General features: G+C 69.7%; 28 protein-coding genes. 16 read left to right on the forward strand and 12 right to left on the reverse strand.

The annotated features are described in order from the left end of the window. Nucleotides 1-110: 110 nt before the first annotated feature. The 7 genes from murC (at nucleotide 111) to ftsA (ending at nucleotide 7,021) form a co-directional block, all read left to right on the forward strand. A complete protein-coding gene (gene murC, locus EES48_RS02280) occupies nucleotides 111-1,565 on the forward strand; it encodes a UDP-N-acetylmuramate--L-alanine ligase (protein ID WP_122464750.1) in 1,455 nt (484 codons plus the stop codon). Continuing rightward, the gene (locus tag EES48_RS02285) at nucleotides 1,562-2,032 is read left to right on the forward strand and encodes a hypothetical protein (protein WP_122464751.1); all 471 of its coding nucleotides are present in this window, start codon (nucleotides 1,562-1,564) and stop codon (nucleotides 2,030-2,032) included. Before murC ends, EES48_RS02285 begins: the two co-directional genes overlap by 4 nt. Further along, a complete protein-coding gene (murB, locus tag EES48_RS02290) occupies nucleotides 2,029-2,970 on the forward strand; it encodes a UDP-N-acetylmuramate dehydrogenase (RefSeq protein ID WP_122464752.1) in 942 nt (313 codons plus the stop codon). Before EES48_RS02285 ends, murB begins: the two co-directional genes overlap by 4 nt. After that, nucleotides 2,967-3,740, forward strand: coding sequence for a hypothetical protein (locus EES48_RS02295; RefSeq protein WP_122464753.1), 774 nt, complete (start codon nucleotides 2,967-2,969; stop codon nucleotides 3,738-3,740). Before murB ends, EES48_RS02295 begins: the two co-directional genes overlap by 4 nt. A gap of 131 nt (nucleotides 3,741-3,871) precedes the next feature. Then, nucleotides 3,872-4,807: a D-alanine--D-alanine ligase gene (locus EES48_RS02300; protein WP_122464754.1), complete on the forward strand. Its 936-nt coding sequence runs from the start codon at nucleotides 3,872-3,874 to the stop codon at nucleotides 4,805-4,807. Beyond that, nucleotides 4,795-5,661 (forward strand): cell division protein FtsQ/DivIB, encoded by an 867-nt coding sequence (locus tag EES48_RS02305; protein WP_122464755.1) that lies wholly within the window; start codon nucleotides 4,795-4,797, stop codon nucleotides 5,659-5,661. The genes EES48_RS02300 and EES48_RS02305 overlap by 13 nt, the downstream gene beginning before the upstream one ends. Nucleotides 5,662-5,686: 25 nt before the next feature. Then, nucleotides 5,687-7,021 (forward strand): cell division protein FtsA, encoded by a 1,335-nt coding sequence (gene ftsA, locus EES48_RS02310; protein ID WP_162997963.1) that lies wholly within the window; start codon nucleotides 5,687-5,689, stop codon nucleotides 7,019-7,021. On the opposite strand, the gene EES48_RS02315 is transcribed toward ftsA, so the two are convergent. From EES48_RS02315 to EES48_RS02325, 3 genes are read right to left on the reverse strand one after another with little or no spacing between them, the layout of a single operon-like run. Next, a complete protein-coding gene (locus tag EES48_RS02315; protein WP_122464756.1) occupies nucleotides 7,018-7,953 on the reverse strand; it encodes a bifunctional riboflavin kinase/FAD synthetase in 936 nt (311 codons plus the stop codon). The two genes, ftsA and EES48_RS02315, sit on opposite strands and share 4 nt — an antisense overlap. Nucleotides 7,954-7,958: 5 nt before the next feature. After that, entirely contained in the window at nucleotides 7,959-8,411 is a 453-nt protein-coding gene (locus EES48_RS02320) for a MaoC family dehydratase (protein WP_122464757.1), read from the reverse strand. Between the two features lie 37 nt (nucleotides 8,412-8,448). Beyond that, nucleotides 8,449-9,321, reverse strand: coding sequence for a TIGR01459 family HAD-type hydrolase (locus tag EES48_RS02325; protein ID WP_122464758.1), 873 nt, complete (start codon nucleotides 9,319-9,321; stop codon nucleotides 8,449-8,451). 101 nt (nucleotides 9,322-9,422) lie between these two features. Here EES48_RS02325 and EES48_RS02330 point away from each other — a divergent pair, with 101 nt between their 5' ends. Further along, complete coding sequence (locus EES48_RS02330; RefSeq protein WP_122464759.1) at nucleotides 9,423-10,661, forward strand: dipeptidase; 1,239 nt, start codon at nucleotides 9,423-9,425, stop codon at nucleotides 10,659-10,661. 145 nt (nucleotides 10,662-10,806) lie between these two features. Here the strand turns inward: EES48_RS02330 and EES48_RS02335 are convergent, their stop codons facing one another. The 4 genes from EES48_RS02335 to EES48_RS02350 form a co-directional block, all read right to left on the reverse strand. After that, nucleotides 10,807-11,523, reverse strand: a complete 717-nt coding sequence (locus EES48_RS02335; RefSeq protein WP_122464760.1) for a hypothetical protein — start codon at nucleotides 11,521-11,523, stop codon at nucleotides 10,807-10,809. A gap of 159 nt (nucleotides 11,524-11,682) precedes the next feature. Beyond that, on the reverse strand, nucleotides 11,683-12,075 hold the full coding sequence (locus tag EES48_RS02340; RefSeq protein ID WP_122464761.1) for a hypothetical protein: 393 nt from the start codon (nucleotides 12,073-12,075) through the stop codon (nucleotides 11,683-11,685). A gap of 80 nt (nucleotides 12,076-12,155) precedes the next feature. Further along, nucleotides 12,156-12,407 (reverse strand): DUF2164 domain-containing protein, encoded by a 252-nt coding sequence (locus EES48_RS02345; RefSeq protein WP_240623185.1) that lies wholly within the window; start codon nucleotides 12,405-12,407, stop codon nucleotides 12,156-12,158. Further along, on the reverse strand, nucleotides 12,404-14,302 hold the full coding sequence (locus EES48_RS02350) for an ABC-F family ATP-binding cassette domain-containing protein (protein ID WP_122464762.1): 1,899 nt from the start codon (nucleotides 14,300-14,302) through the stop codon (nucleotides 12,404-12,406). Before EES48_RS02350 ends, EES48_RS02345 begins: the two co-directional genes overlap by 4 nt. 135 nt (nucleotides 14,303-14,437) lie before the next feature. Here EES48_RS02350 and ndk point away from each other — a divergent pair, with 135 nt between their 5' ends. Next, nucleotides 14,438-14,857 carry a nucleoside-diphosphate kinase gene (gene ndk, locus EES48_RS02355; RefSeq protein ID WP_122464763.1) on the forward strand — a complete coding sequence of 140 codons (420 nt, stop codon included), beginning with the start codon at nucleotides 14,438-14,440 and terminating at the stop codon, nucleotides 14,855-14,857. 160 nt (nucleotides 14,858-15,017) lie between these two features. Continuing rightward, nucleotides 15,018-15,218 (forward strand): hypothetical protein, encoded by a 201-nt coding sequence (locus EES48_RS02360; protein ID WP_122464764.1) that lies wholly within the window; start codon nucleotides 15,018-15,020, stop codon nucleotides 15,216-15,218. Between the two features lie 54 nt (nucleotides 15,219-15,272). Here EES48_RS02360 and purN read toward each other — a convergent pair whose 3' ends face one another. Together purN and purM are read right to left on the reverse strand one after the other, a co-directional pair. Continuing rightward, a complete protein-coding gene (gene purN, locus EES48_RS02365) occupies nucleotides 15,273-15,857 on the reverse strand; it encodes a phosphoribosylglycinamide formyltransferase (RefSeq protein ID WP_122464765.1) in 585 nt (194 codons plus the stop codon). A gap of 8 nt (nucleotides 15,858-15,865) precedes the next feature. Next, nucleotides 15,866-16,915: a phosphoribosylformylglycinamidine cyclo-ligase gene (gene purM / locus EES48_RS02370; protein ID WP_122464766.1), complete on the reverse strand. Its 1,050-nt coding sequence runs from the start codon at nucleotides 16,913-16,915 to the stop codon at nucleotides 15,866-15,868. A gap of 82 nt (nucleotides 16,916-16,997) precedes the next feature. Here purM and rnd point away from each other — a divergent pair, with 82 nt between their 5' ends. Beyond that, nucleotides 16,998-18,152 carry a ribonuclease D gene (gene rnd / locus EES48_RS02375; RefSeq protein WP_122464767.1) on the forward strand — a complete coding sequence of 385 codons (1,155 nt, stop codon included), beginning with the start codon at nucleotides 16,998-17,000 and terminating at the stop codon, nucleotides 18,150-18,152. Nucleotides 18,153-18,171: 19 nt separating this feature from the next. On the opposite strand, the gene EES48_RS02380 is transcribed toward rnd, so the two are convergent. The 3 genes from EES48_RS02380 to aspS form a co-directional block, all read right to left on the reverse strand. After that, nucleotides 18,172-18,513 (reverse strand): type II toxin-antitoxin system HicB family antitoxin, encoded by a 342-nt coding sequence (locus EES48_RS02380; protein ID WP_122464768.1) that lies wholly within the window; start codon nucleotides 18,511-18,513, stop codon nucleotides 18,172-18,174. Further along, nucleotides 18,510-18,764 (reverse strand): type II toxin-antitoxin system HicA family toxin, encoded by a 255-nt coding sequence (locus EES48_RS02385; protein WP_122464769.1) that lies wholly within the window; start codon nucleotides 18,762-18,764, stop codon nucleotides 18,510-18,512. Before EES48_RS02385 ends, EES48_RS02380 begins: the two co-directional genes overlap by 4 nt. 159 nt (nucleotides 18,765-18,923) lie before the next feature. Then, nucleotides 18,924-20,756, reverse strand: coding sequence for an aspartate--tRNA ligase (aspS, locus tag EES48_RS02390; RefSeq protein WP_122464770.1), 1,833 nt, complete (start codon nucleotides 20,754-20,756; stop codon nucleotides 18,924-18,926). A 169-nt stretch (nucleotides 20,757-20,925) separates the two neighbouring features. Here aspS and EES48_RS14970 point away from each other — a divergent pair, with 169 nt between their 5' ends. The 5 genes from EES48_RS14970 to EES48_RS02410 all read left to right on the forward strand — a co-directional run bounded on the left by EES48_RS14970 (nucleotide 20,926) and on the right by EES48_RS02410 (nucleotide 26,359). Continuing rightward, entirely contained in the window at nucleotides 20,926-21,903 is a 978-nt protein-coding gene (locus EES48_RS14970) for a hypothetical protein (RefSeq protein WP_205679324.1), read from the forward strand. A gap of 66 nt (nucleotides 21,904-21,969) precedes the next feature. Next, nucleotides 21,970-22,347: a hypothetical protein gene (locus EES48_RS14710; RefSeq protein WP_162997964.1), complete on the forward strand. Its 378-nt coding sequence runs from the start codon at nucleotides 21,970-21,972 to the stop codon at nucleotides 22,345-22,347. 70 nt (nucleotides 22,348-22,417) lie between these two features. Then, complete coding sequence (locus tag EES48_RS02400; protein ID WP_122464771.1) at nucleotides 22,418-24,499, forward strand: TonB-dependent receptor family protein; 2,082 nt, start codon at nucleotides 22,418-22,420, stop codon at nucleotides 24,497-24,499. A gap of 10 nt (nucleotides 24,500-24,509) precedes the next feature. Then, a complete protein-coding gene (locus EES48_RS02405; protein WP_122465097.1) occupies nucleotides 24,510-25,838 on the forward strand; it encodes a PepSY-associated TM helix domain-containing protein in 1,329 nt (442 codons plus the stop codon). Beyond that, entirely contained in the window at nucleotides 25,835-26,359 is a 525-nt protein-coding gene (locus tag EES48_RS02410) for a copper chaperone PCu(A)C (RefSeq protein WP_122464772.1), read from the forward strand. The genes EES48_RS02405 and EES48_RS02410 overlap by 4 nt, the downstream gene beginning before the upstream one ends. Nucleotides 26,360-26,423 lie beyond the last annotated feature (64 nt).

The following is a 26,423-nucleotide window of genomic DNA, read 5'->3' on the forward strand; positions in this document are numbered from 1 at the left end:
GTGAGCTCGTGGTGAAGGCTTGCGCTCGTGGCCCTGGGCCCCGGCCTTCGCCGGGGAGGCGGGGATAAGGATGCGTTTGCACCACCCCTGAACCTCGCTAAGACGCCCCAATGAGCCCTCGCCTGCGCCCCGTCCCCTTCGACCTCGGTCCGGTCCATTTCGTCGGCATCGGCGGCATCGGCATGAGCGGCATCGCCGAGATCATGCTCAAGATCGGCTACAAGGTTCAGGGCTCCGACGCCAAGGCCTCGACCAACACCCAGCGTCTCGAAAGCCTGGGCGCGACCATCCACATTGGCCATGACGCCGAACAGATCGGCGACGACGTCTCGGCGGTGGTCTATTCGACCGCGGTCAAGATGGACAACCCCGAGCTCCGCGCCGCGCGCGAGCGCCGCATCCCCCTGGTCCGCCGCGCCGAGATGCTGGCGGAGCTGATGCGGCTGCAGTTCTCGATCGGGGTGGCGGGCACCCACGGCAAGACCACCACCACCTCCATGGTCGCGGCGGTGCTGGACGCGGGCGGCATGGACCCGACCATCGTCAACGGCGGCATCATCAACGCCTATGGCGCCAACGCCAAGGTGGGCGAGGGCGACTGGATCGTGGTCGAGGCCGACGAGTCGGACGGCAGCTTCCTGCGCCTCAAGTCGACCGTGGCGATCGTCACCAACATCGACCCCGAGCACCTAGACCACTACGGCGATTTTGACGGGGTGCGGAAAGCCTTCGTCGATTTCGTCGAGAACACGCCCTTCTACGGCTTCGCCGCCGTCTGCCTGGACCACCCCGAGGTCCAGCGGCTGGTCGCCCAGATCGATAACCGGCGGCTGATCACCTATGGCCATAGCCCCCAGGCCATGGTCCGGGCCGAGAACGTCCGCATGGCCGCCGACGGCGCCCGCTTCGACGTCGTCATCCAGGGCCAGGGGCTGGCCGCGCTCGACACGCCCCAGCGGATGGAGAACCTGCATCTGCCCATGACCGGCGGGCACAATGTCGCCAATGCGCTGGCCGCCATCGCCGTGGCGCGCGAGCTGGAGGTCACCGAGGACGCCATCCGTCAGGGCCTGGCCGGCTTCGGCGGGGTGCGTCGGCGCTTCACCACTACGGGCATCGTCAACGGCGTCCGCATCGTCGACGACTACGGCCACCACCCGGTCGAGATCGCCGCCGTGCTCAAGGCCGCCCGCGAGGTGACGCAAGGGGCGGGGGAGGGCGAGGACCACGGTCGCGTCATCGCCGTGGTCCAGCCGCACCGCTTCACCCGCCTGCGCGACCTGATGGACGACTTCTCCACCTGTTTCGGCGATGCGGACTCGGTGTTCGTCGCCGATGTCTATCCGGCCGGTGAGACGCCGATCGAGGGCGTGGACAAGGACGCCCTGGTCGAAGGCGTCCGCCGCTTCGGCCACCGCCGCGTCTCGGCTCTGGCCTCGGTCGACGACCTGCCCGCCATGATCGCCGAGGAGGCCAAGCCGGGCGACCTGGTCGTCTTCCTCGGCGCCGGTGATATCACCCAGTGGGCCTATGCGCTTCCGGGGCAGTTGGAGGGGCTAGGGTGAGCGAGGCGAGCGTCCACCTTCTTGAAACCCTTGGCTCCGTCCAAGCACCGGGCGCGGACGCTGACATCATGTTTCTCGGCAGCAACCCGCGCGAGACCTTGGCGCATTACCGACTGCTTTTTCCGACCCTTGTCGCCTACAGGGGCGGTCTATTTGTAGAGCCGGCGTTCGACCGCAGCTTGGTAGACGGCCTTCTTGACCAGTCCGAGTTCGACGGCGGCGTCGTTGACATCGCCACCGCAGAGGAAGCCACCAACGGCGTAGGCCTTCTCTACGAAGGCGAGAAACCGGATGAGCCGGTTTTTCATGCGGAGATTGCGCGGGCCAACGCGGAAGCCATCGGCTGGGTCTGGCGGCGTTGGATCCTGGAAACCTACGGCCGCGAAGTCGAGGTGGTCACGGCGATTGAAGGCCCGGATTGCTGCTACGTCACCTTCCGGTCAGTTTCGACGGAGGCACCGCGTTGAGTTGGCGACACAGTCTACCTCAGGTGCGCGGCAAGCTGCTGCAAGATGAGCCGCTCGGCCCCTACACCTGGTTCCGGGTCGGCGGCGCGGCCGACGCCCTGTTGATCCCGGCCGACGCCGACGATCTGACGGATTTCCTCAAAGAACTGGACCCGGCCGTACCCGTCACCGTGCTGGGAGTCGGCTCCAATGTCATCGTGCGCGACGGCGGGGTCGAGGGCGTAGTCATCCGCCTGGCCGGCCGGGCCTGGGCCCAGATCACCGCCGAGGGCGACACGGTGACCGCCGGCGCCGGCGCGCTGGACGCCATGGTCGCCAAGGCCAGCGCCAGGGCCGGGATCGCCGGGCTGGAGTTCTACGCCGGCATCCCCGGAACCATCGGCGGCGCCCTGACCATGAACGCCGGCTGCTACGGCTCGGAGACCCGCGACGTCCTCGTCTCCGCCTGGGGCCTTAACCGGGCGGGCGAGCGGGTGGATTATGCGCTGGCCGACTTCGGCTACACCTATCGCCATTCCGAGGCCCCGGCCGAGATCATCTGGGTTGAGGCGACCTATCGCGGCAACCCCGACGCGCCCGAGGCCGTCGCCGCGCGCATCGCCGAGATCACCAGCCGCCGCGAACAGACCCAGCCGATCCGCGAGAAGACCGGCGGCTCGACCTTCAAGAACCCGCCCGGCCATTCCTCCTGGAAACTTGTCGATGAGGCGGGCTGGCGCGGCAGGTTGCACGCCGAAACCGGCGGCGGCGCCAAGTTCTCCGAGCTGCATTCCAACTTCATGATCAACCCCGGCGAGGCCACCGCCGCCGACATCGAAGGCCTGGGCGAGGCCGTTCGCGCCGACGTTCTGGCCAAGACCGGCGTGCAGCTGGACTGGGAAATCAAGCGCATCGGGCGGCCGCCGTCCGACGCTGGCCAAGATCTGGAGCCACGATGAGCTTTTTCCTCTACGCTCTTTCGGCTCTGTCCCTGGCCGGGGTTCAGCAAACCGCCGCGGAGTTGCCGGCCGCGCCGACCGGCTGGTCGCGGCAGGACGCCGAAACCCTCGTCTTCCAAGGCCGCATCACCGAAGCGTCGCGCGACGCCTTCTCAGACCTGATCGACGGCGCGACCAGAACCGTCATCGTCACCTCGAGGGGCGGGGACGCGGACGCCGCGCTCGACATCGCCAACGCCATCCGCGACCGCGATCTGGACGTGGTCGTGCGTGGGCACTGCATCTCCAGCTGCGCCAACTACCTGTTCCTCGCCGGTCGTCGGAAAATCGTCGAGGCGGATTCCTTCCTCGGCTTTCACGGCACCCTGACGTCCATGAACCTGGACCGGCAGATCGCCCGGATGACCGAGGCCGCGCAGGCCGGCGGGATGAGCGCGGATGAGATCACCGCCGAGGCCGAGTCCATGAGGGCGACCATTGAGGGCTATCGCACGCGCGAGAGCGCCTTTGCGCAACGGATCGGTTTCGAGCCTGCCCTGCTGATCGACACCGGCTTTGAGCGCCTGACGGCCGAAGAGAGGGCGCGCCTGCCGGACGGAGACCCCGTGCTGTTCCCGTCGGCCGAGCTTCTGGCGCGCTGTTACGGCGTTTCGGGAGTGGAGGACCGAGCTCGTGCGGATGACCCCGATCTGGAAACGCTAGCAGAGCGGGCCGCGCCTGGACTGGGTATCGCGGTGCTGGGCGATGACTGGCTGCCAGTCTGCGATTGAGGGCGACCAGGACGATATCGCCCGGCGCGGAAAACCTCAGGCGAATCGTCCTTGGTAAACTCGCCGTAAACCTTGATGGGGCGATCTAGGCGGCCGGCCGTCCGCTTTCCTCGTCGAGTTCCCGCATCCGCATGTCCCGCCCGCTCTCCGAGCTTCATGTCGCCGTCCTGATGGGCGGACTGTCGTCCGAGCGCGAGGTGTCGCTGTCGTCCGGCCGCATGTGCGCCGAGGCGCTGGAAGGGCAGGTCGCGCGGGTCAGCCGCGTCGACGCCGGCCGCGACCTGGCCCAGGTCCTGGCCGAGCTGAAGCCCGATGTCGCCTTCAATGCGCTCCACGGCGTCTGGGGCGAGGACGGCTGTGTCCAGGGCGTGCTCGAGACCCTGGCCATTCCCTACACCCACTCCGGCGTGCTGGCCTCGGCGCTGGCCATGGACAAGCATCGGTCCAAGGCCGTGCTGGCGGGGGCGGGGGTCGTGGTGCCCGGCGGCGGCCTGTTCGACCGCCGCGCCGTGGCCGCCGGTCACGTCATCGACCCGCCCTATGTGATCAAGCCCAACGCCGAGGGGTCCTCGGTCGGGGTCTATCTGGTGCGCCAGGGCGAGACGCCCGTCGCAGCGGTCGGCGCCGACGACTGGACCTATGGCGAGCAGGTCATGGTCGAGCCCTTCATCGCCGGGCGCGAGCTGTGCGTCACCGTGCTGGGCGAGGCGAGCGGTCCCCGCGCCCTGACCGTGACCGACATCACGCCGGTGAAAGGCTTCTACGACTATGAAGCCAAATACGCGCCGGGCGGCTCGATCCATCAGCTGCCGGCCGACATCCCGCCCGCCGTCTTTGAGCGCTGCCTGCGCGAGGCTGAGCTGGCCCATACGGCCATGGGCTGTCGCGGTGTGACCCGGACCGACTTCCGCTATGGCGCCGAGCGCGACCTGCTGGTGGTGCTGGAGATCAACACCCAGCCCGGCATGACCCCGACCTCACTGGCCCCCGAACAGGCGGCCCATGTCGGCATGGACTATCCGGCCCTGGTCCGGTGGATGGTGGAGGACGCCTCATGCCGGCGGTAGTGCGCGGCGGTCGCCGTCAGTCCGGGCCCAAGGGCCGCGCGCCCGCCCCACGCGGACGCGGCCCCGCCGCCGTGCCGGGCAAGGTCTCGGCCGTCGGACGCGTCGACATGAGCCCTCGCGCGGTGATCATCAGCGCCGTGGCCGGCGTGCTGCTGCTGGGCGGCGTGCTGTTCACCGGCGCCCGCGCCGACCGCATCGGCGCCGCCGTTTCGCACAAGGTCGACACCACTCTTGGCGGCATGGGCCTCAGGCTCCAGCGCGTGCACCTACAGGGCGCCTCGCCCGAGGCCTCGGCCGCCATCCGCGCCGCCCTGCCGCTGCAGCCCGGCCAACCGATCACCGGCCTGGACCTCGACGCGCTCAAGGCGGCGGTCGAACAGGTCGGCTGGGTGCGCGAGGCCACGGTGGTGCGGTTGCTGCCTGACACCCTGATCGTCTCGGTCGTCGAGCACGACCGCATGGCCGTGTGGCAGACCGCCGGCCAGGCCTATGTCGTCGACCCCCAGGGCAATGTCATTCCCGGCGCCGATCCCGGCCGCCATCCCGAGCTTCCCCTGATCGTCGGTGCCGGCGCGGATCAGGCGGCGGCCGAGATCCTGCCCCTGATCGCCCAGCGGCCCCGGCTGATGGAACGCACCGAGGCGCTGGTGCGGGTCGATCAGCGACGCTGGGACGTGCGGCTGAAGGACGGATCGGTGATCCAGCTGCCCGCCATTGATGAGGAGGCGGCGCTGATCCAGCTGGACGCCCTGGATCAGCGCGAGCGGCTGCTCGACCTCGGTTTCGCCCGGGTCGATCTGCGTTCGCCGGAAGCGGTGGCCATTCGCCCGGGTCGGGACGCGGGGTCGGTATGAGAATTCAAGGGATGCGGGTCGGTCGATGAAGAAGGATAAGGGACAGACGGTCGAGGCGCGGCTGGGCATGACCGCCGCCCACGCGCGCGCGCCGGTGGTGGCCTCGCTGGACCTGGGCCAGACCAAGGTCGCCTGTTTCATCATGACGCCCGAGGGCGTGCGCCACGCCGATCGGACCATCCGCGTCGCCGGCGTCGGCCATGTTCAGTCGCGCGGCGTCCGGGGCGGGGCCATCGTCGACATGGACGAGGCCGCCGCCGCCATCGGCCAGGCGGTCGAGCGCGCCGAGCGCGCCGCCGGCGCGCCGGTCTCCGGCGTGGTCGTCACCACCGCCATCGGCCAGATGCAGGGCCACCGGGTGAAGACCCGCGTCTCCCTGGGCAGCCAGCCGATCGGCGACGCCGACCTGGCCCGCGCCATCGCCTCCGGTCTGGATCAGCTGCGCTTCCCCAATCGCCGCCCCATCCACGTCCTGCCGATCGGCTGGTCGGTCGATGGCGCTCGCGGCGTGCGCGACCCGCGCCAGATGAAGGGCTCTGCCCTGGGTCTCGACCTGATGGTGGTGTCGATGTCCGAGGGCGTATTCGCCTCTCTCAGCCACTGTATTGAACTGGCCCACCTGGACCTGCAGGGCGTGGCGGCCGCGCCGGTGGTGTCGTCCCTGGCGGCGCTGGAGGAGGACGAGATGGAGCTGGGGGCCGTCTGTATCGACATGGGCGGCGGCTCGACCTCGGCGGCTCTGTGGGGCGGCGGCGCGCTGCTGCACGTCGAGACGCTGGGTGTCGGCGGCGACCATGTAACCTCCGATATCGCTCGCGGTCTGTCGACCAGCCGCGCGGGCGCGGAGAGGCTCAAGACGCTGCACGGCTCGGCCATGGCCAGCGCCAACGAAGACCGCGAGACGCTCGAGGCCCCGCCGCGCGGCGAGGACCCCTCGGCCGGCCCCGTCTATGTCCCCCGGGCAATGCTCAAGACCGTGATCGCCCCGCGCGTCGAGGAGACGCTGGAGATGCTGCGCGACCGGCTGCGGTCGTCGGGCGCGGGCCTGGACCCCGGCATGGGCGTGGTCCTGACCGGCGGCGCCAGCCAGCTGAACGGCGTGCGCGAGTTGGCCGTGCGGGTGTTCGACCGCCCGGTCCGCCTGGGTCGCCCCCAGCGCGCGCCGCACCTAGCCGACGCCGCCTCGGGCCCGGCCTTCTGCGCCGCCTCCGGCGTGCTGCTGCGGGCCGCCTATGGTCCGCGCGAGGCCGTCTCGGCCCGCAAGCTGATGGCCCGCCAGATCACCGCCGCCGACGCGCCCCGCGTCCAGAGCCGCTCTGTCCTCGGCCGCGCGGCCGGATGGCTTAGGGAGAATCTCTAGCCGGCGAGCACGGCCCGCGCCGCTCGGGCGTCGGCGTCGATCTGGGCCTTGAGGGCGTCGAGGTCCTCGAAGGTCTGCTCACCGCGCAGTAGCGCGACGAGCTCGGTCTCGATGGTCTGGCCGTAGAGGTCGCCGGAGAAGTCGAACAGCCACACCTCGAGAAGGGGCTGATCCAGCTTGAACATCGGTCGGACGCCCAGGCTGGCGACGCCGTCGATCACCCGGCCGTCGGCCAGGCGCGTCCGGGTGGCGTAGACGCCGTAGGCCGGACGCATGTAGTCGCCCAACGCCGCATTGGCGGTCGGGACGCCGATCTGACGGCCGCGCTTGTCGCCGTGGATCACCTCGCCCTCGATGGCGAAGGGCCGGCCCAGGATGGCGCGGGCCCGCGCCATGTCCCCGGCGTGGACCGCCTCGCGCACCGCGCTGGACGACAGCTTCAGCCCGTCCCGGTCGTCGCGGCGCGGGGTGACCGAGACGGTGAAGCCCAGCGCCTCGCCCTCGCGCGTGAGGGCCTCCGGACTGCCGGAGCGGCCCTTGCCGTAGGTGAAGTCAAATCCGACCGCGACGTGGCGCACGCCCAAGCCTTCGGCCAGCACCCGGCGGGCGAACGCGCCGTCCGTCATGGCCGCCATCTCGGCGTCGAACGGCAACAGGTAGGCGATCTCCACCCCCTCGGCGGCCAGCGCGCGCAGCAGCTGGGCCTCGGTCATCAGGGCGAAGGGGGCGGCGTCGGGCTGGAACCAGCGGCGCGGGTGAGGGTCGAAGGTGACCACCCCAAGCGGGGCGCCGAGCCGTTCGGCCGCCGCGCGGGCCTCGGCGATCACCGCCTGATGTCCCCGGTGCACGCCGTCGAAGGCGCCGATGGCCACGGCCGCGCCCCGGTCGGCGGCGGGCAGGTCGCGCCAGTCGCGGACCACGCGGAGGGTCAAAGCCTTCAGCCCTTTGCCGGCCGGCGGCGACGCGGGACGCGGACCAGGGCCTCGCCATCCATGATCAGCTGGCCGTCGACATAGCCCTCGCAGCTGAGCGTGACGCGCGCGCTCTCCTCATCCACCGCCGCCACGGTGACCTTGGCCACCACCACGTCGCCGATCTTGACCGGCCGGTGGAAGGCCAGGGTCTGGCTCAGGTAGATGGCGCCGGCGCCGGGCAGGATGGTGCCGACCACCGCCGATCCGAAGCTGGCGGACAGCAGGCCATGCGCGATCCGCCCGCGATAGGCGGTCTTGGCCGCATAGGCTTCGTCCATGTGCACGGGATTGAAGTCGTCCGACGCCTCGGCGAAGCGCTGGATCCGCTCCTCGGTGACGGTGACCGGCTTCTCGGCGCTCATGCCGACCGAGAGCTCTTCCAGGATGTATCCGCCCGAGGGGTGCTGTCCGACCATGTCGCGGTTTAGCGCCGCAGGGGGGAGGGGGGAAGCCTCACCAGGTCAGCTCAAGCATGGCGTAGCGAGCGTAGGTCGTCTCGGCCCTGAGAAGATCGGCGGCCTTTTCGGCGTCGACAAGGTCGTCCTGACCCCGCGCGGCGCCGCCGTGGATGCCCGAGGCGATGAACAAACAATCCAGGCCTTGGGCGTTGGCGCCGCGCACGTCGGTGACCACCCCGTCGCCGATGCACAGCACGCGCGAGCGATCGACCGAGCGGCCGAGCAAGGCCTCGGCCTCCTTGATCGCGAGGTCGTAGATCGGCCCGTGCGGCTTGCCGGCCATGGTCACCCGGCCGCCCATGGCGGCGTAGAGCTGGGCCAGGGCGCCGCCGCAATAGATCAGCCTGTCGCCCTTCTGCACGACGATGTCGGGGTTGGCGCAGATCATCTCCAGATCGCGCGCGACGGCGCCCTCGAACCGCGCGCGATAGTCCTCGGGCGTCTCGGTCGCGTCATCATAGGGGCCGGTGCAGGAGATCAGGGCCGCCTCATCCGGCGCAGCGGTGAGCACCACGCCGGTGCCTTCGTAGAGCACATTGTCCCGCTCCGGCCCGATGGCCCAGGCGGGGCCCGGGGACCGGCGCGCTAGCTCGGCCCGTGTGGCGTCGCCCGAGGTGACGAAGGCTCGCCAGGCCCCGCGCGGGACATTCAGCCCGTCCAGCTGGGCGACCACATCCTGGGACGGGCGCGGCGAGTTGGAGATCAGCACGACCTGGCCATGCCCTTCGGCCTGGAAGCGGGTCAGCGCCTCCAGCGGCGCCGGCCAGCTTTCGCGGCCATTGTGGATGACCCCCCAGACGTCACACAGCAGGACGTCATAGCGGTCGGCGATCTCGGACAGGCCGATCAGGGCGTGGGGCGCGGTCATGGGGGCCAGATCGCGTTTCCGGGCGGCGGGCGCAACCCCGGTTCCCGCGCAGCCCCGGCCGTGCCACCTTCGCTGTCTGACTCGCAGAGGGGAGCCCGCCGATGATCCGCACCGCCCTGGCCGCCGCCGCCGTTCTCGCCGCCGCCCATCCCGCGGCCGCCCAGGACGAGGCTCGCGTGCGGGAGATCCTGCGCACCACCCCCCTGATCGACGGCCACAATGACCTGCCCTGGGCGCTCAGGGGCGAGTGGGGCAATGACCCCTATCGCGCCGACCTGACGCGGGACCACGTCGACACCGATCCCCTGCTGCACACCGACATCCCCCGCCTGCGCGCCGGCGGCGTGGGCGGCCAGTTCTGGTCGGTCTATGTGCCGGCCTCCCTGATGCCGCAGGAGGCGGTGCAGGCCACCTTCGAGCAGATCGACACGGTGCGCCGCATCCTGGCCGCCCACCCCGATGTCTTCGAATGGGCGACCACCGCCGACGACATCGAGCGCATCCACCGCGAGGGCCGGGTGGCCTCCCTGGTCGGGATGGAGGGCGGCTATTCGATCAACGATTCGCTGGGCCTGCTGCGCGAATTCCACGCGGCGGGGGCCCGCTACATGACCCTGACCCATTCGCGCACCACCACCTGGGCCGACAGCGCCACGGACGCGCCCCAGCACGGCGGCCTGTCGCCCTTCGGCGAGGCGGTGGTGCGGGAGATGAACCGCCTGGGCATGATGGTCGATCTCAGTCACGTCTCGGAGGAGACGATGATGGATGCGCTGCGCGTGTCCGAGGCGCCGGTGATCTTCTCCCACTCCTCGGCGCGCGGCGTGACGGATCATCCCCGGAACGTGCCCGACACCGTGCTGCGTCAGATGCCCCAGGATGGGGGCGTGGTCATGGTCACCTTCGTGCCCGGCTTTATCAATGAACAGGTGCGCGCCTGGGGCGCGGCGCGGGCGGCAGAGAGCGCTCGGCTGACATCGCTTCATCCCGGCGATCCCGGCGCGGTGACGCGCGGACTGGAAACCTGGAGCGCCGCCAACCCGACGCCCACGGCCGGGATCGACGACGTCGTGGCCCACATCGAGCATGTCCGTGACGTCGCCGGCATCGACCACGTCGGCATCGGCGGCGACTTTGACGGCATCACCAGCCTGCCCGACGGCATGACCGGCGTGGACGCCTATCCGCCCCTGCTGGCCGCCCTGATGGCGCGCGGCTGGTCCGAGGCCGACATCCGAAAGCTGGCCGGCGAGAACATCCTGCGGGTGATGCGCGCCGTGGAAGCGGTCGCCGCCTCGAAACGCGGCGAGCGACCGAGCCTGGCGACGATCGAGGAGTAAGGCCGACATCTGTCGGGGCGGCGTGGGCGGAGGGGACGTCTCATCCGCAGAGGGTGAGCGCCGAGGCCGTGGGCCCGAGCCTGTCATCGGAATCTCACGCAAGCCCTCCTGGGCCCCGGCCTGCGCCGGGGAGGCGGACATGGGGTCACGGCCCCGCGCGTTTTCGGGCCTGGTCCCTGAGAAAGGGCGACAGGGCGCTCATGGCCCGGACCGCGTCGGCGAGCTCGGGGCGAGCGGCCAATTCGGCCGTCGAGAAAAATGAGTCCAGGGAGTCCAGCTCGTCGCAGAGCGCCTCTGATTGTTCAAGGCGATCAGGGGCTTGAACGGGCGCTGCGGCGGCGCTGGGGTTGGACTCGGGGTCTACGGCGGAGTCCAGAACGCAGGGCGAATCCAGGTCGTCGTCGGGGTCGAGATCCGGCGCGGTCAGGCCCTCCATGATCTCGCGGCGGCGCCAGGCGGCTTCGCGGGCCTCGTCCTCGGCCCGGTTGGGGTCGGGAGCGTGGCGGACGCGGACGCAACGTTCGCGGCGGGCGAAGTCGGTGAGCTGTTCGACCATCTTCATCCATCTGAGCGCGTTCAGTGCGTCGCCCGAGGTGACGGCGCGGCGCAGATGGGCGCGGGCGCGAATGACCAACAGGTCGGGATCGAAGGGTTCGTCGTCGAGCGCGTCATCCAGCGGCGGAGTCGTGTCGGCCGGCTGGTCGCAGCGGCGCCAGCCCTCGCGTTTCGCTCGGGCGCGGAAGGTCGACAGGGCGATGCCGAAGTTCTGGCAAACGCTCCAGGCCGGTTCGCCGTCCAGATAATAGTCTCGAACGCGGTCCCAGCGCTCATCGTCGGGATGCAGGGTATCGGTGATGTCCATCCGGCGATGATGGGGGATGCCCGGGCGGGGTCGGAGATACGGACGCTGGCGCGGCGGAAAGGGGCGTAGGGCGGGGTCTTCGCGTGGCCGGATGGGGGAATAGGCACGATCCCTCTCCCATCGGGAGAGGGATCAGAGGTTATTTCGCGCCAGGCCGATCTAACCTGCCGGGGTGACGCTGACGGCGATGGGGCCGTCCTCGGTCTCGATGCTCATCCGGGCCTGACCGTCGGGGAGGAAGGTGATGCGGGGGGAGGACAGGACCACGGTTTGCCCGTCCTCGGTCCGCGAGATCTCGATGGCGGCCTGCAGGTTGTCTTCGCCTTGCATCCGTACGGGATCGATGCGGACGCTGAGCGCATGGGCGCCCGGGCCCGCGTCGCGGGCGTCGGCACGGCCGCCCGCTGGCGCGGTGGCGGAGAGATGAATCGTACGGCCTTCGGACGGCGCCTCGAGATCGACGCGATAGCGCGCGGTGTCCGGCATGGGCTGGGCCGTGGCCGCGCCGGCCGCCATGGTGATCAGGGTGGTCAGGGTCAGAAATCCGCGCATGGGACGCTCCTGGGACGGGACGATCGTGAAACGTGGTTCGCGGATGCGGCGGGAATAGGGTCGGCTGGCGCCAGCTGCTTTCAGCGCGGGACCGGACGCTCCAGGCTGAGCAGGTCTTCGCCCAGGGCCTCGATGCGGGCCGCGAGCAGGGTCTGGGCGTCGTAGAGGGCCTGATTATAGACGGCCGGACCGAGGCGGCGGGTGACTTCGTCGAGCAGCATTTCGGCCTGCAGCCCGGTGATGTCGAGGTCCAGTTCCTCGTTCAGCCAAGCGCGAAGGTCTGTGGCCAGGCGACGGCGGTCGTCCGACGAAACGTCGATGGCGCGGGTCACGCCACCTCCGCCAGGGCTTCCTCGGCGGCCATCCACTGCGCTTCGGCGGCGTCCAGATCGGACTGGGTCTTGGCGCGGGCGCGGGTCAGGCCTTCCAGGGCGCTTGGGTTCGACACAGACGCGTTGGCCAGGTCGTCGTCGATGCGGGCGATCTCGGCGGTCAGTTGAGTGACGCGCTCTTCGGCCTTCTTCACCGCATGCCGCAGGGTCGAGGGCGAAGGGCCGGAGGGCTTCTTCTTGTTGGCCTTATCGCCAGGGCCGCGACCATTCTCCGGCGACGACGCGGCGGCCTCTTCCTTCTTGATTTGGCTGGGTTTGACGGCGGCCTGTTTGGCGCGGTCGAGGACGAACCTGGCGTAGTCCTCCATGTCGCCGTCATAGGGTTTCACCGTGCCGTCGGCGGCCAGCCACAGGCGGTCGGCGACCATCTCCATCAGCGACCGATCGTGGGTGATCAGGATGACGGCGCCGTTGTAGTCGTTCAGCGCATCCAGCAGGGCCCGGCGGCTGTCGATGTCCAGGTGGTTGGTCGGTTCGTCGAGGATCAGGACGTGGGGCGCGTCCATGGCCACCATGTTGAGCAACAGGCGCGCCCGCTCGCCGCCCGAAAGGCTGTCGACCGTGGTTTCCTGCTTCTCATAGCCGAGACCGAACTGCGCCAGTTTCGAGCGGCGCGCGCTCTCGGCGGCGTCGGGCATGGCCCGGCGGATGATCTCCAGCGGCGTGTCGGTGGGGTCCATGGCCTCGATCTGGTGCTGGTGGAACCAGCCGACGCGCATCTTGCGGTCGCGGTGCAGCTCACCGGTTTCGACCTGCAGCGCCCCGGCGATCATCTTGGCGAAGGTCGACTTGCCCGCGCCGTTGACGCCCAGCAGGCCGATACGGTCGTCGAGATCCATGCGCAGGTTCAGGTTTCGCAGGATGGGCTTGCCGGTCTCATAGCCGACATTGGCGTGCTCCAGCCGGATCAGCGGCGGGGCCAGCGGGCGAGGCGGCGAGGGCAGGGTGAACGGGGCGACCCGTTCCTCGATCGTGGTCGCCACCGGTTGCATCTTGGCCAGACGCTTCATGCGGGACTGCGCCTGGGCGGCCTTGGAGGCCTTGGCCTTGAAGCGATCGACGAAGGCCTGGAGGTGGGCGCGCTCGGCGTCCTGTTTGGCCTTGGCCGACAGCTGCAGCCGGGCCTTTTCGGCGCGGGCCTGTTCGAACTGATCGTAGTTGCCGGTGTAGAGCGTCAGGGTGTGGTTGGCGAGGTGCAGGATGTGGGTGCAGACCTCGTTCAGCATCTCGCGGTCGTGGGAGATGATCAGGGCGGTGTGCGGGTATTTCTTGAGCCGCGCCTCGAGCCAGAGCGCGCCCTCGAGATCGAGATAGTTGGTCGGTTCGTCCAGCAGCAGCATGTCCGGCTCGGCGAACAGGGCGGCGGCCAGGGCGACGCGCATGCGCCAGCCGCCGGAGAACTCCGACATCGGGCGCTGCTGGTTGTCGTGGTCGAAACCGAGGCCGGCCAGGATTTCGGCGGCGCGAGCCGGGGCGGCGTCGGCGTCGATCTCGATCAACCGGGCCCAGATCTCGCCCATCTCCTCGGGCTCGGCGGTTTCGAGCCGACCCAGCAGGGTGTGCCGCTCGACGTCGGCCTCCAGGATGGTGTCGATGACGCTGACCGGTGTGGCCGGGTGCTCCTGATCCACCGAGCCGATGCGGGCGGTCTTGGGCAGACTGATCTCGTCGCCGCCGGCGGCCAGTTCGCCCAGGATCAGCTTGAACAGGGTCGATTTGCCGATGCCATTGCGCCCGACCAGCCCGACCTTGGCCCCCGGCGGCAGGCTGACGGAGGCGTCGACCAGGAACTTGCGGCCCCAGGCGTTGAAGGTCAGGTCGGTAATCTGGAGCATGGTCGGGAGAGCCGGAGAACTGTGTCGCGATCCCGGGCGGCATGCGGCCGGGCCGCGCGCATCGGGACGCCTTGGAAAGGGTGAAGGCCGTCGCTATAAGCCCGCGACCCTCAACTCCCAAACAGAAACCTCCTCATGACCGAACGCACCTTCTCGATCATCAAGCCCGATGCAACCCGCCGTAACCTGACCGGCAAGATCAACGCCGTGATCGAGGACGCCGGCCTGCGCATCGTCGCCCAGCGTCGCGTCAAGCTGACCGAGGCCCAGGCCAAGAAGTTCTACGAAGTGCACGCCGAGCGCCCCTTCTACGGCGAACTGGTCGAGCAGATGACCGCCGAGCCGGTGGTGGTGCAGGTGCTGGAAGGCGACAACGCCGTCGCCAAGTACCGCGAAGTGATGGGCGCGACCAACCCGGAACAGGCCGCCGACGGCACCATCCGCAAGCAGTTCGCCCTGTCGATCGGTGAGAACTCGGTCCATGGCTCGGACAGCCTGGACAACGCCAAGATCGAGATCGAGCAGTTCTTCTCGGACGACCAGATCGTCGGCTGATTTCGGCGCGATCGAAAGACATCGGGCGGCCGGGGGGCGACCTCCGGCCGCTTTTTCGTGCGGCGCGGGGTCGCGGGCCGGCAGAACGGCGGTTCGGAACCGTGACGGTTAGCCGACGTTTCCCCCCGCACTGGTTCAACCTCCCCGAAGGAGTTCTCTCATGAAGACCGTTCTCAAGATCGCCGCCGCCACTGCCCTGGTCGCCTCGCTGTCGGCCTGCGGCTACAGCATGGAACAGCGCGCCGCCACCGGAGCCCTGGCGGGCGCCGCGGCCGGCCAGGCGATCGGCGGCGACACCGGCTCGACCGTCGCCGGCGCCGTGCTCGGCGGCGCGGCCGGCGCGGCGACCACGCCCCGCTAAGACGACCGTCTCGATTGAGGCTGGAAGGGCCCCCGGCGACGCCGGGGGCTTTTTCTATGGGCGCGAAAGGTCCCGCGCCGCGTCCGCGAGGCAGCGGGGATAGAGGTCGTGCTCCAGCACCTTGACCCTTTCGGCCAGGCTTTCGGGCGTGTCGTCGGGCAGGATGGGACAGCGGGCCTGGCCCAGGATCGGGCCCTCGTCCACGCCCCGTGTGACCCGGTGCACGGTGCAGCCCGCCTCGGCGTCGCCGGCGGTGATGGCGCGGGCGTGGGTGTCGAGGCCGGGATAGAGCGGAAGCAGGGACGGGTGGATGTTGAGCATCCGGCCCTCCCACCGATCCACCAGCCATGGCGTCAGCAGGCGCATGTAACCGGCCAGGGCGATCAGTTGGACATCGGCCTTGCCCAGGGCGGCGTGGAGGGCGCGTTCGTGGGACTCGCGATCGGAGAAATCGCGGTGATCGATGGCGCGCGCCGTCACGCCCTTGGCCTCGGCGATGGCCAGGCCGCCGGCGTCGGGACGGTTGGAGAGGACGAGCACGACCTCATAGGGCGCGCCGGGCGCCAGACCGGCGTCGATCAGGGCCGCCATGTTGGAGCCCGCGCCGGAGATCAGAACGGCGACCCGGGCCTTGGCCATGGCCGGGTTCAAATCCGAGCCAGCTGCCCGCAGACAAAGGCGGTCTCGCCGGCGGCGAGCAGGCCTTCCAGGGCGGCCTCCACATCTTCGGGAGCGACCACCAGGATGAAGCCGACGCCGCAGTTGAAGGTGCGGCGCAGCTCGTGGTCCGAGACACCGCCGACCTCGCCCAGCCACTCGAAGACGTGGGGCAGGGGCCAGGCGTTCCAGTCGAAGCGCGCCTCCAGGCCCTCGGCGATGCAGCGGCCGGGGTTTTCGATCAGCCCGCCGCCGGTGATGTGGGCCGCGCCCTTGACCAGCCCCTGGTGGATCAGCGGCAGCACCGACTTCACATAGATGCGGGTCGGCTCCATCAGCGCCTGGGCCAGGGATCGGTCCTTGGCGAACGGCGCGTCGGCGTCCCAACCCAGGCCCGAGCGTTCGACGATCTTGCGGATCAGGGAATAGCCGTTCGAGTGGGGGCCGGACGAGCCGACGCCGATGATGACGTCGCCGGGATTCTGGCGGTCCAGCCGGGGCAGGACGGCGTCGCGCTCGACCGCGCCGACCGAGAAGCCGGCCAGGTCGTAGTCGCCGCCCTGATACATGCCGGGCATTTCCGCCGTCTCGCCGCCGACCAGGGCGCAGCCGGCCTGGCGACAGCCCTCGGCGATGCCGGCCACGACGCGGCGGGCGGCGTCGATCTCCAGCTTGCCGGTGGCGAAATAGTCGAGGAACATCAGGGGTTCGGCGCCCTGAGCCAGCAGGTCGTTGACGCACATGGCGACCAGGTCGATCCCCACGCCGTCGTGGCGACCCGTCTCGATGGCGATCTTCAGCTTGGTGCCGACGCCGTCGGTGGTGGTGACGATCAGCGGGTCCCGGAAGCCCGCGGCCTTCAGGTCGAACAACGCCCCGAAGCCGCCGAGCGCGGCGTCCGCGCCGGGCCGTCGGGTCGATTTCGCCAGGGGCTTGATCGCCTCGACCAGCATCTCGCCGGCGTCGATGTCCACCCCGGCGTCGGCATAGGTCAGGCCGTTGGGCCGGGAGCCTGTCGTGTCGGTCGGACCCTGGGACATGCGGACACAGCCTTGGAAAAGATGAACATGAATCGGCGGACGCCCTTGCCATGACGGGCGCGCGCCGGGCTATAGCATTTCAATGACGCCGATCACCACAACCGAGGCGCTGGAAGCCTTCTGCGCCCGCCTGTCCACCGCGCCGTTTGTCGCCGTCGACACCGAATTCATGCGCGAGACCACCTATTGGCCCAAGCTGTGCCTGATCCAGGCCGCGTCGCTTGAGGACGAGGGGATCATCGATCCCCTGGCCGAGGGGCTGGATCTGACGCCGTTCCTGAACCTGCTGCGCGACACCTCGGTGCTGAAGGTGTTTCACGCGGCGCGCCAGGACGTGGAGATCTTCAACCGACTCGGCGCCATGCCGACGCCGATGTTCGACACCCAGGTGGCGGGCATGGCGGCCGGGTTCGGCGATCAGGTCGCCTATGATTCGCTGGTCCGCCAGATGCTGAAGCGCGACCTGGACAAGGGCAGCCGCTTCACCGACTGGGCGCGCCGGCCGCTGAGCCAGAACCAGCTGGATTACGCCATCGGCGACGTCACCCACCTGGCGGCGCTGTATCCGAAGCTGCGCGACCGGCTGGAGAAGGCCGGGCGGCTGGACTGGGTGCAGCAGGAGATGGCCGGGCTGATCGATCCGGCGTTGTACGACACCACCCCCGAGAACGCCTGGCGCCGGCTCAAGCCCAAGAAATGGACGCCGCGCTACATGGCCGCCTTCACGACCACGGCGACCTGGCGCGAACGCGCGGCCCAGGAGCGGGACCAGCCGCGCGGCCGCATTCTCAAGGACGAGGCCATCGACGAGATCGCCACCCAGGCGCCGACAGATGTGGAGGGCTTCAACCGTCTGCGCTCGGTGCCCAAGGGGTTCGGCGGCTCGCGGCTGGGGACCGAACTGATCGCCGAGCTGCAGCGGGTGCTGGCCGATCCCGAGCGCCACGCGCCGGTCGTGGAGCGTCCGGCCCGCCCGTCGCAGCCGCCGCCGCCTTCGGTGGTCGAGCTGCTGAAGGTGCTGCTCAAGGCCAAGACCGACAATGAGGGCGTGGCTCCCAAGCTGATCGCCACCGTCGCCGATCTGGAGAAGATCGCGATGGACGACGAGGCCGACGTGGACGCCCTGAAGGGCTGGCGCCGCCGACTGTTCGGCGAGGACGCGCTGAAGCTCAAGCGGGGCGAGATCGCCCTGGTGCTGAACGGCGCGCGGGTCGAGGTGGTGGAGATCGAGGGGTAGGGTTCGAAGCGAACAGGCGTCAGCCGGCGGCTCGCGCCGCTTCGCGCAGCGCGCGGTCCGCCCAGGCATTCAGGCTGTCACCGGAGACCTCGGCAGCCCGGGCCGCGGCGCCGTGGGTTTCGGGCGAGACGCGCAGCATGAGCTGGCCGGAATAGGCCTTGTCCGGGCGTTTGCCGATTTTCTTACAGGCGTCGAGATAGTCATCCACGGCCTCGTGGAACGCCGCCTTCAGACCCTCGACCGTGTCGGCGTGAAAGCCCACGACATCGTTGATGCCGACGATGCGGCCGGTGAAGATTTCGTCCTCGGCATCGAACTCGATGCGGGCGGCGTAGCCCTTGTAGCTGCTGGCCTTGGTCATGGTTCGATTCCCAGCTTTGACAGGAATTCGCGCGCGTCGCGAACCTGATAGCGTTTGGCCTCCTTGGCGGGATGCGGCCGGTGAAATGCGCCCACCACGCCGTTCTTGACGAAGCGGACTCGCGAGCCGTCGCCTTCGACGGCATCGCATCCGACCGCCAGGAACAGTCGCTCGATTGCGTCCCATGCGAGCCCACCGGACACAGGATTGGCGAAGATCGCCGCAAGCGTCTTTCGGTGCTTGCTGTTCATGCTAGCAAATTGCCCCCAATAAGCGGGGTGCGCAAGCGGACAGTGCAAGCGTTTGACGCGTTTCCGGTCAAGTAGCCTGCAAATGCTCTAGTGGCGGGCGCCCCCACCCGGTCGCTGCGCGACCACCCTCCCCCGTGAGGGGGAGGGAGAGGCGCCGCGTCAGGCCTTCAGCGGCAGGGCGGTCCGGATGTGCACATCCTTGAGCTGGCGCTCGGCCGCCTCGGTCGGGGCGTTCATCAGCAGGTCTTCGCCCTGCTGGTTCAGCGGGAAGGCGATGACCTCGCGGATGGCGGTCTGGTTGGCCAGCAGCATGACGATGCGGTCGATGCCGGGCGCGAGTCCGCCGTGGGGCGGAGCGCCGTAGCGGAAGGCGTTCAGCATGCCGCCGAACTGATCCTCGACCACCGAGGCGTCATAGCCGGCGATGGCGAAGGCCTTGAGCATGATCTCGGCCTTGTGGTTCCGGATCGCGCCCGAGCACAGCTCATAGCCGTTGCAGACGATGTCGTACTGATAGGCCCGGATGGTCAGGGGATCCTGGGTCTCCAGCGCCTCCAGCCCGCCCTGGGGCATGGAGAAGGGGTTGTGGGAGAAGTCGACCTTCTTCTCCTCTTCCGACCATTCGAACATCGGGAAGTCGACGATCCAGCAGAACTTGAACTGGTCCTCGTCGATCAGCTTCAGCTCGGTCCCGACGCGGGTGCGGGCCAGGCCGGCGAACTTGGCGAAGACGGCCGGGTCGCCGGCGGTGAAGAAGGCGGCGTCGCCCTGGCCCAGGCCCAGCGACGACATCAGGGCCTCGGTCGGCTCCTGTCCCAGGTTCTTGGCGATGGGGCCGCCCCAGGCGCCCTGGTCGTCGGACCAGAAGATGTAGCCGAGGCCCGGCTGGCCCTCGCCCTGCGCCCAGGAGTTCATCCGATCGCAGAAGGCGCGCGAACCGCCGGTCGGGGCCGGAATGGCCCAGACGGCGTTCTTCTCGTCCGCGCCCAGGATCTTGGCGAACAGGCCGAAGCCGCCGTCGCGGAAGTGATCGGAGACGACCTGCATCTTGATCGGGTTGCGGGTGTCCGGCTTGTCGGTGCCGTACCAGGCCATCGACTGGGCGTAGGTCAGGCGCTCGAAGCCCTTGTGCTCGAACGCATCGCCGAAATCGTTGATGAAGGTCTGCGTTCCGTCGATGGGCGATACCGGCTTGCCGTCGGCGAACTCCTCGAACACGCCATGCATGACGGGCTCGATGGCCGCGAAGACGTCTTCCTGGGTGACAAAGCTCATCTCGACGTCGAGCTGGTAGAACTCCAGCGAGCGGTCGGCGCGCAGGTCCTCGTCGCGGAAGCAGGGCGCGATCTGGAAATAGCGGTCGAAGCCCGAGACCATCAGCAGCTGCTTGAACTGTTGGGGCGCCTGGGGAAGGGCGTAGAACTTTCCGGGATGCAGGCGGCTGGGGACCAGGAAGTCGCGCGCGCCCTCAGGCGACGAGGCGGTCAGGATCGGGGTCTGATATTCCAGGAAGCCCTGTTCGACCATGCGGTTGCGGATCGAGGAGATGACCCGCGAGCGCAGCACGATGTTCTTGTGCAGGGTCTCGCGGCGCAGGTCGAGGAAGCGGTTCTTGAGGCGGATGTCCTCGGGGTACTCCGGCTCGCCGAAGACGGGCAGGGGCAGTTCGGCGGCCTCGGACAGCACCTCGACGGCCTTGACCCGGACCTCGATCTCGCCGGTCGGCAGGTTGGCGTTGACGGTCGAGCCTTCGCGCAGGACGACCTCGCCGTCGATCTTGATGACGCTCTCGGCGCGCAGCCGCTCGACCACGTCGAAGCCCGGCGTTTCGGGGTGCAGCACCAACTGGGTCAGGCCGTAATGGTCGCGCAGGTCGATAAACAGCAGGCCGCCGTGGTCGCGCTTGCGATGCACCCAACCGGACAGGCGGACGGCGTTCCCGGCGTCGCTCGAGCGAAGGGCGCCGCAGGTGTGGGAGCGGTAGGCGTGCATGATCGGATCGTCTTGCGCAGAGGGCCGCAAAGGCCGCGAAATCGGGAGGGCGCTAGGGCGCATCATCGCCCCGGAAAGTCAAGATTCGGCAGGCTGGGCCGCGCCCGATTTGACCTTGGCCGTGGCGTCCCCATGTCGAATGGCGACGCTTCGCCAAGGGGATACGCCGATGACCGCGCTCCAACGCCTCGCCGCCCTGCTGGTCGCCCTGGTGGTGGCCTTCGCGCCCGTGGCGGCGCCGGCCCAGGACCTGTCTGGGGACTGGGTGTTCAATGTCGAGGGCCGTAACGTCATGGTGCTGAGGCTGGCGGCCGATGAGGCGGGCGGTCTGGAGGGCACGCTGGCGCGGCCGGAGCGGTTCTCCATGACCCTGTCCGGCGGCGCGCTCGGGGTCGTCGGGGCGACGCCCCCGGTGGTCGAGCGGCGGGTCGAAACGGTCGCGATGGCGTCGGACGGCGTTCACATCGCCGTCTTCGATCCGGCAGCGCCCGAGGCCGACACCCGGCGGGAATATCGGCTGCAAGCGGTCGGCGAAGACCACGCCGAACTGCGGGTCCCGGGCGCCGAGGATGCGCCGGCGATCCCGCTGATGCGGCCCAGGCCGGCTCTGGCGGTGGCGCCCGATCTTGACCCGACCCGCACCTATGTCGATCGCCCGGATGTCGCCAGCGATGAGGAACTGGCGGAGATGTTCGAGGCGGACCAGGCGGGCCGAACCGGCGGCGCCGCCATCGATTGGTCCGTCCTCGCGGCCGATGACCGCGCCCGGCGCGAGCGCGTGCGCGAACTGATGGCCGAGGGCCGGGTGAACAGCGCCGACGACTACTGGCGCGCGGCCTTCATCGTCCAGCATGGCGACACGCCGGAAGACTATCTGCTGGCCCACGCCCTGGCCGTCGCGTCCGCCGGGATGGGCAAGGGCGAGGCGACCTGGATCGCGGCGGCGACCCTGGACCGCTATCTGCAGGCGATCGGCCAATCCCAGGTCTATGGCACCCAGTATCAGACGGCTCCGGGGCAGCCGGTCAGCCAGGGCGACTATCACCGCGACCTCATTCCGGACTCGGTGCGGCTGGCCTCGGGCGTGCCGACGTTGGATCAGCAGGCCGAGCACGGAAAGCAGTTCGAACAGCCGGCGGCGGAGTAGGTCGCGAGATCGCAACCGCGCCGCCCGGCCTTTTCGCGGACGGCGATATCCGCTAGCGGGCGTCTCGTGACCCCCGCACGCCCTCAGGTCTGGTCGTTGTCGAAGTCGCTGGCCTTCCTGGCGGCGACCTTCGCGATCGTGTTCGGGTCGCTGATGCCGGCGGCGGTGGCGGCCTCTCCGGCCACGGGGCAGGCCATCATCCTGTGTTCCGGCGACCGACTGGACCTGGATGAGGACGGACATCCCGCCGACGAGGCCGAGCGCAGCCTGAGCTGCGCCATGGCCCTGCTGGGCGGTCTCGGCGCGCCCTTGCCGCCGGTCGTGGATGCCGTCGCGCCGTCGCCCGTGATTCACGCCAGCCTGATCCCCGCCTCGGCCGAGGGCGTTCCGCCGCCGGCCCGCGCGCCGCCCCGGCCGCACTCCACCGCACCACCCCCCGCCTGAACGACGCCATCGCCCGCGCGTGAGCCCCGGCTCGCGCGCCGCCTTCGTTTGTTCAGGAACACCTCTCCTCATGACTTTCCGCACGTCCACGGCGCCGCTGGCGCTGCTCGCCGCCCTGTGCGCGGCCACGCCCGTCTTCGCCCAGACCGCCCCAATCCAGACCGGCAGCGACGAGGGTCCGGTCACCCAGCTGGACAGCATCATCGTCACCGCCACGCGCAATCCGGACGATCCGCCCGTCGTGGCTGAGGCCCGAGCCCGTCTCAGCCGTACGCCCGGCGCGGTCGCCGTCGTCGCGGCCGAGAGCTATGAGGACCGCTACGCCCTGGCCCTGTCCGACACCCTGCGCAACGTGCCCGGCGTCTTCGCCCAGCGCCGCTGGGGCGAGGAGGTGCGGCTATCGATCCGGGGTTCGGGGATCGGCCAGAGCCTGCACCTTCGCGGCGTGCTGCTGGCCCAGGACGGCGTGCCGATCAGCGCACCGGACGGGTTCGGCGACTTCCAGGAGCTGGACCCGCTGATCGCCCGCTATACGGAGGTGTACAAGGGCGGCAACGCGATCCGTTTCGGCGGCGCGGCCCTGGGCGGGGCGGTCAATGTGCTGACCCCCACCGGGCGAAACGCCGGTCACGACAATCTGCTGAGGCTGGAGGGCGGCTCGTTCGCCACGCGCCGCGCCCACTTGGCGGTGGCTCGAGATTACGGCGACTGGGATCTCTATGCGGCCGGGACCTGGAGCGGCAGCGACGGCTTTCTCGATCATCAGGACTCGGACTCGAAACGGCTGACCGTCAGCGCGGGCCGGCGGTTCGGCGAGGATCGCGAGGTCCGGCTGATCGTCCAGGCCAACGACCTGGATCTCGACATCTCCGGCACGCAGTCGCTGGACAAGGCGCTGAACGATCCGACCGGGCCGGATCCCTATGTCCGGGAGCTGGACTTCGGCCGGGACGTGAAGTCGGTGCGGGTGACGGCCCAGACGCGCTGGCGGCTGAGCGACAGCCTGGTGTTCGAGGGCGGCGCCTATGTCGCGGATAAGGCCCTGTTCCATCCGGTGCCGGTGGTGCTGGAGAACGACTATCGCTTCTGGGGTGGCTTTGGGCGACTGGACTGGACCGGTCAGATCGCGGGGCTGCGCGCCGACGCCTTCGCCGGCGTCTATGTGCGGACCGGCGACAACGACAGCGCGGTGTTTCTGAACACCGGCGGCGGCAATCCGGGGTTTCAGATCGGCAGCACGCTCCAGACCGCCACCGGACTGGACGCTTTCGCCGAGGGGCGGCTGTTCGTGACTGACAGGCTGGCCCTGATCGGCGGCGGATCGTGGGGACGCGCCGAACGGGAGGTCGACAACCGGCTGGCCCCCGCCAACAGCGCCACGCGCGATTACGACTGGTTTGCGCCCCGGGTCGGTCTGCTGTGGGAGAATCCGGACGGGTCGCAGGTTTACGCCAATGTGACGCGCTCGGTGGAGCCGCCGACCTTCCTGGAACTGGTGCAGACTCCCGTGCCGCAGTTCGTCGACCTGGACGCCCAGAAGGCCTGGACCGGCGAGATCGGGATGAGGGGAGAGCGCGGCGCCTTCCGCTATGACATCGCCGCCTATCGCGCCCACATCGACGGCGAGCTGCTGAACTATGTGGTCATCCCGAACAATCCGGCGCTGAGCTTCAACGCCGAGGACACGGTGCACCAGGGCATCGAGGCCGGGCTGGACTGGCGGCTGCTGGAAGGGGCGCCGGGGCGGCTGACGTTGCGCCAGACCTGGACCTGGTCGGACTTCTTCTTCGAGGGTGACGCCACCTATGGCGACAACCAGTTGCCGATCATTCCGGAGCACGCCTATCGGGCCGAGCTGAAGTTCGAGCACCCGGCGGGGTGGTTCGTGGCGCCATCGGTGGAGTGGGTTCCGAACGACGTCTTCGTCGATTTCGCCAATACGCTGAAGTATCCGGGCTACACCGTGGTGTCGCTGAACGCCGGGGTCGACCTGCCGGGCGGCGTGGCGATCTTCGCCGATCTGCGCAACCTGACCGACGAGCGTTACGTCTCGAACGCCAATGCGGTTACCGACGCCCGTGTGGCGGCCACCGACGTCTTCACGCCCGGCGAGGGTCGATCGGCCTATGTCGGCGTGCGGCTGAGCTTCTAAGGGGGTGGCGATGTCGAAACCGAATACAGCCGGCCTGTCCGGCGCCTATCGCGCGGTCTGGCGCTGGCATTTCTATGCCGGGTTGATGGTGCTGCCGGTGCTGATGCTGATGGCCCTGACCGGGGGGCTGTATCTGTTCAAGGCCGAGATCGAGGGCGCGCTGTACGGCGGGCTGTCGGCGGTCGAGGCGCGGGGCGAGACCGTGTCGCCGGATCGCTGGACGGCGGCTGCGGAGGTCGGGCTGGGCGGCACGGCGACCTCGGTGTTCGTGCCCGACCGGCCGGATCGGGCCGTGCAGGTCAAGGTGCGGACGGACGCTGGGGACCGGACCGCCTTCGTCGACCCCTATGACGCCCGCGTCATCGGCTCGGTGACCGGCGACGGCGTGATGGGCTCGGTCAAGCGGCTGCACAGCCTGGAGATCCTCGGCCGACCGTTCAACATCCTGATCGAGATCGTCGCCGGCTGGGCGATCATTCTGGTGGCGACGGGCCTCTATCTGTGGTGGCCGCGCGGGCGGGACGTGGCGACGGCCAAGCCGCGCGCGGGTGATCCGAGGCGCCGGCCGTTCTGGCGCGATCTTCATGCGGTGACCGGGCTCTACGCCGGGGCGGTGATCGCCTTTCTGGCGGTGACCGGCATGCCGTGGTCGGCGGTGTGGGGCGATGTGTTCCTGACCCAGATGCGCGAGAGCGGCCTGGGACGGCCGCCCGCTCCGGCGGCCAATCCCTGGTCCCACGCCGGACACGACGCACCGGCCGGGCAGGGCTGGACGATGGAGGGGGTGGGTCTGCGCGCCGACGGCCAGGGGGCGCCGTCCCTGGACAGGGTCGTGGCCACGGCGGAGGCCGAGGCGATGCCGCGACCCTATACGGTGTCGATCCCGGGCGATCCGGGGCGCGCCTGGACGGTGGCGCCGGTGACCACACGCGCCGAGGACGCCCGCAGCCTGTACGTCGACGGCCGCACCGGTGCGGTGATCGGCGATGCGCGCTGGGCTCAGTTCGGCGCCGGGGCCCAGGCCTTCGAGTGGGGCATCGCGGTGCACCAAGGGACGCAGTACGGCTGGACCAACCGGATCGTCATGCTGCTGGGCTGTATCGCCATCTGGATGCTGGCGATCAGCGGCGGGGTGATGTGGTGGAAACGGCGGGCGGGTCGACCGGGGCTGGGCGCGCCGACCGCGCCGCCGGGCCCGCGCGTCCGGGCGGCGGTGCTGGGCATCGTCCTGCCGCTGGCTATTCTCTATCCCCTGACCGGGCTGTCGCTGCTCGCCGCGATTGGCGTGGACCGGCTGGTCCGACTGATTCATCGTCCCCGTCCGGAGGTCGCCCCATGATCCGCCACGCTTTCGTCTTCGTCGCGCTCGCCGCGTCCACCTTGCTCGCCGGCTGCCAGCAGGGCGAAGCGGGACCGGCGGTGGTCGAGGTCGCCGATCTGGTGTGCCGCGAAACGCCGCGCGGTCAGAGCCAGACCGCCTGCTACGCCACCCTGACGGCCAGCCAGCCGGACCGGCTGGTGTCGGTCTCGTCGCCAAGCGCTGCCTCGGTCGAGCTGCATTCCATGAGCACCGAGGGCGGCATCATGCGGATGAGCGAGATGGCCGAAGGCCTGGCGCTGCCGGCCGGTCAGGGCGCGCAACTCGCCCCGGGCGGTGACCACATCATGGTCATGGGCCTGGCGGCGCCGCTGGAGGGCGGCCAGTCCCTGCCGCTGACCCTGACGTTCGAGCGGGCCGCAGCGGTGACGCTGGAGGCGCCGGTGGGCGTGCCGGGGCAGGCGGGTGCGCCGGGGCGTCGGGGACGGCCGGGATCGCCGGGCGTCGGCGCCGATGCGCCTGACGAGCACGCGGGACACTGAGGCGGAAAGTTCTCCACAGGGGCGAATCCCTTACCCACCGGGCGTGGTGGAACCCCGCTTGAGG

It is taken from the genome of Brevundimonas lutea, assembly GCF_003704105.1.
Classification (GTDB): domain Bacteria; phylum Pseudomonadota; class Alphaproteobacteria; order Caulobacterales; family Caulobacteraceae; genus Brevundimonas; species Brevundimonas lutea.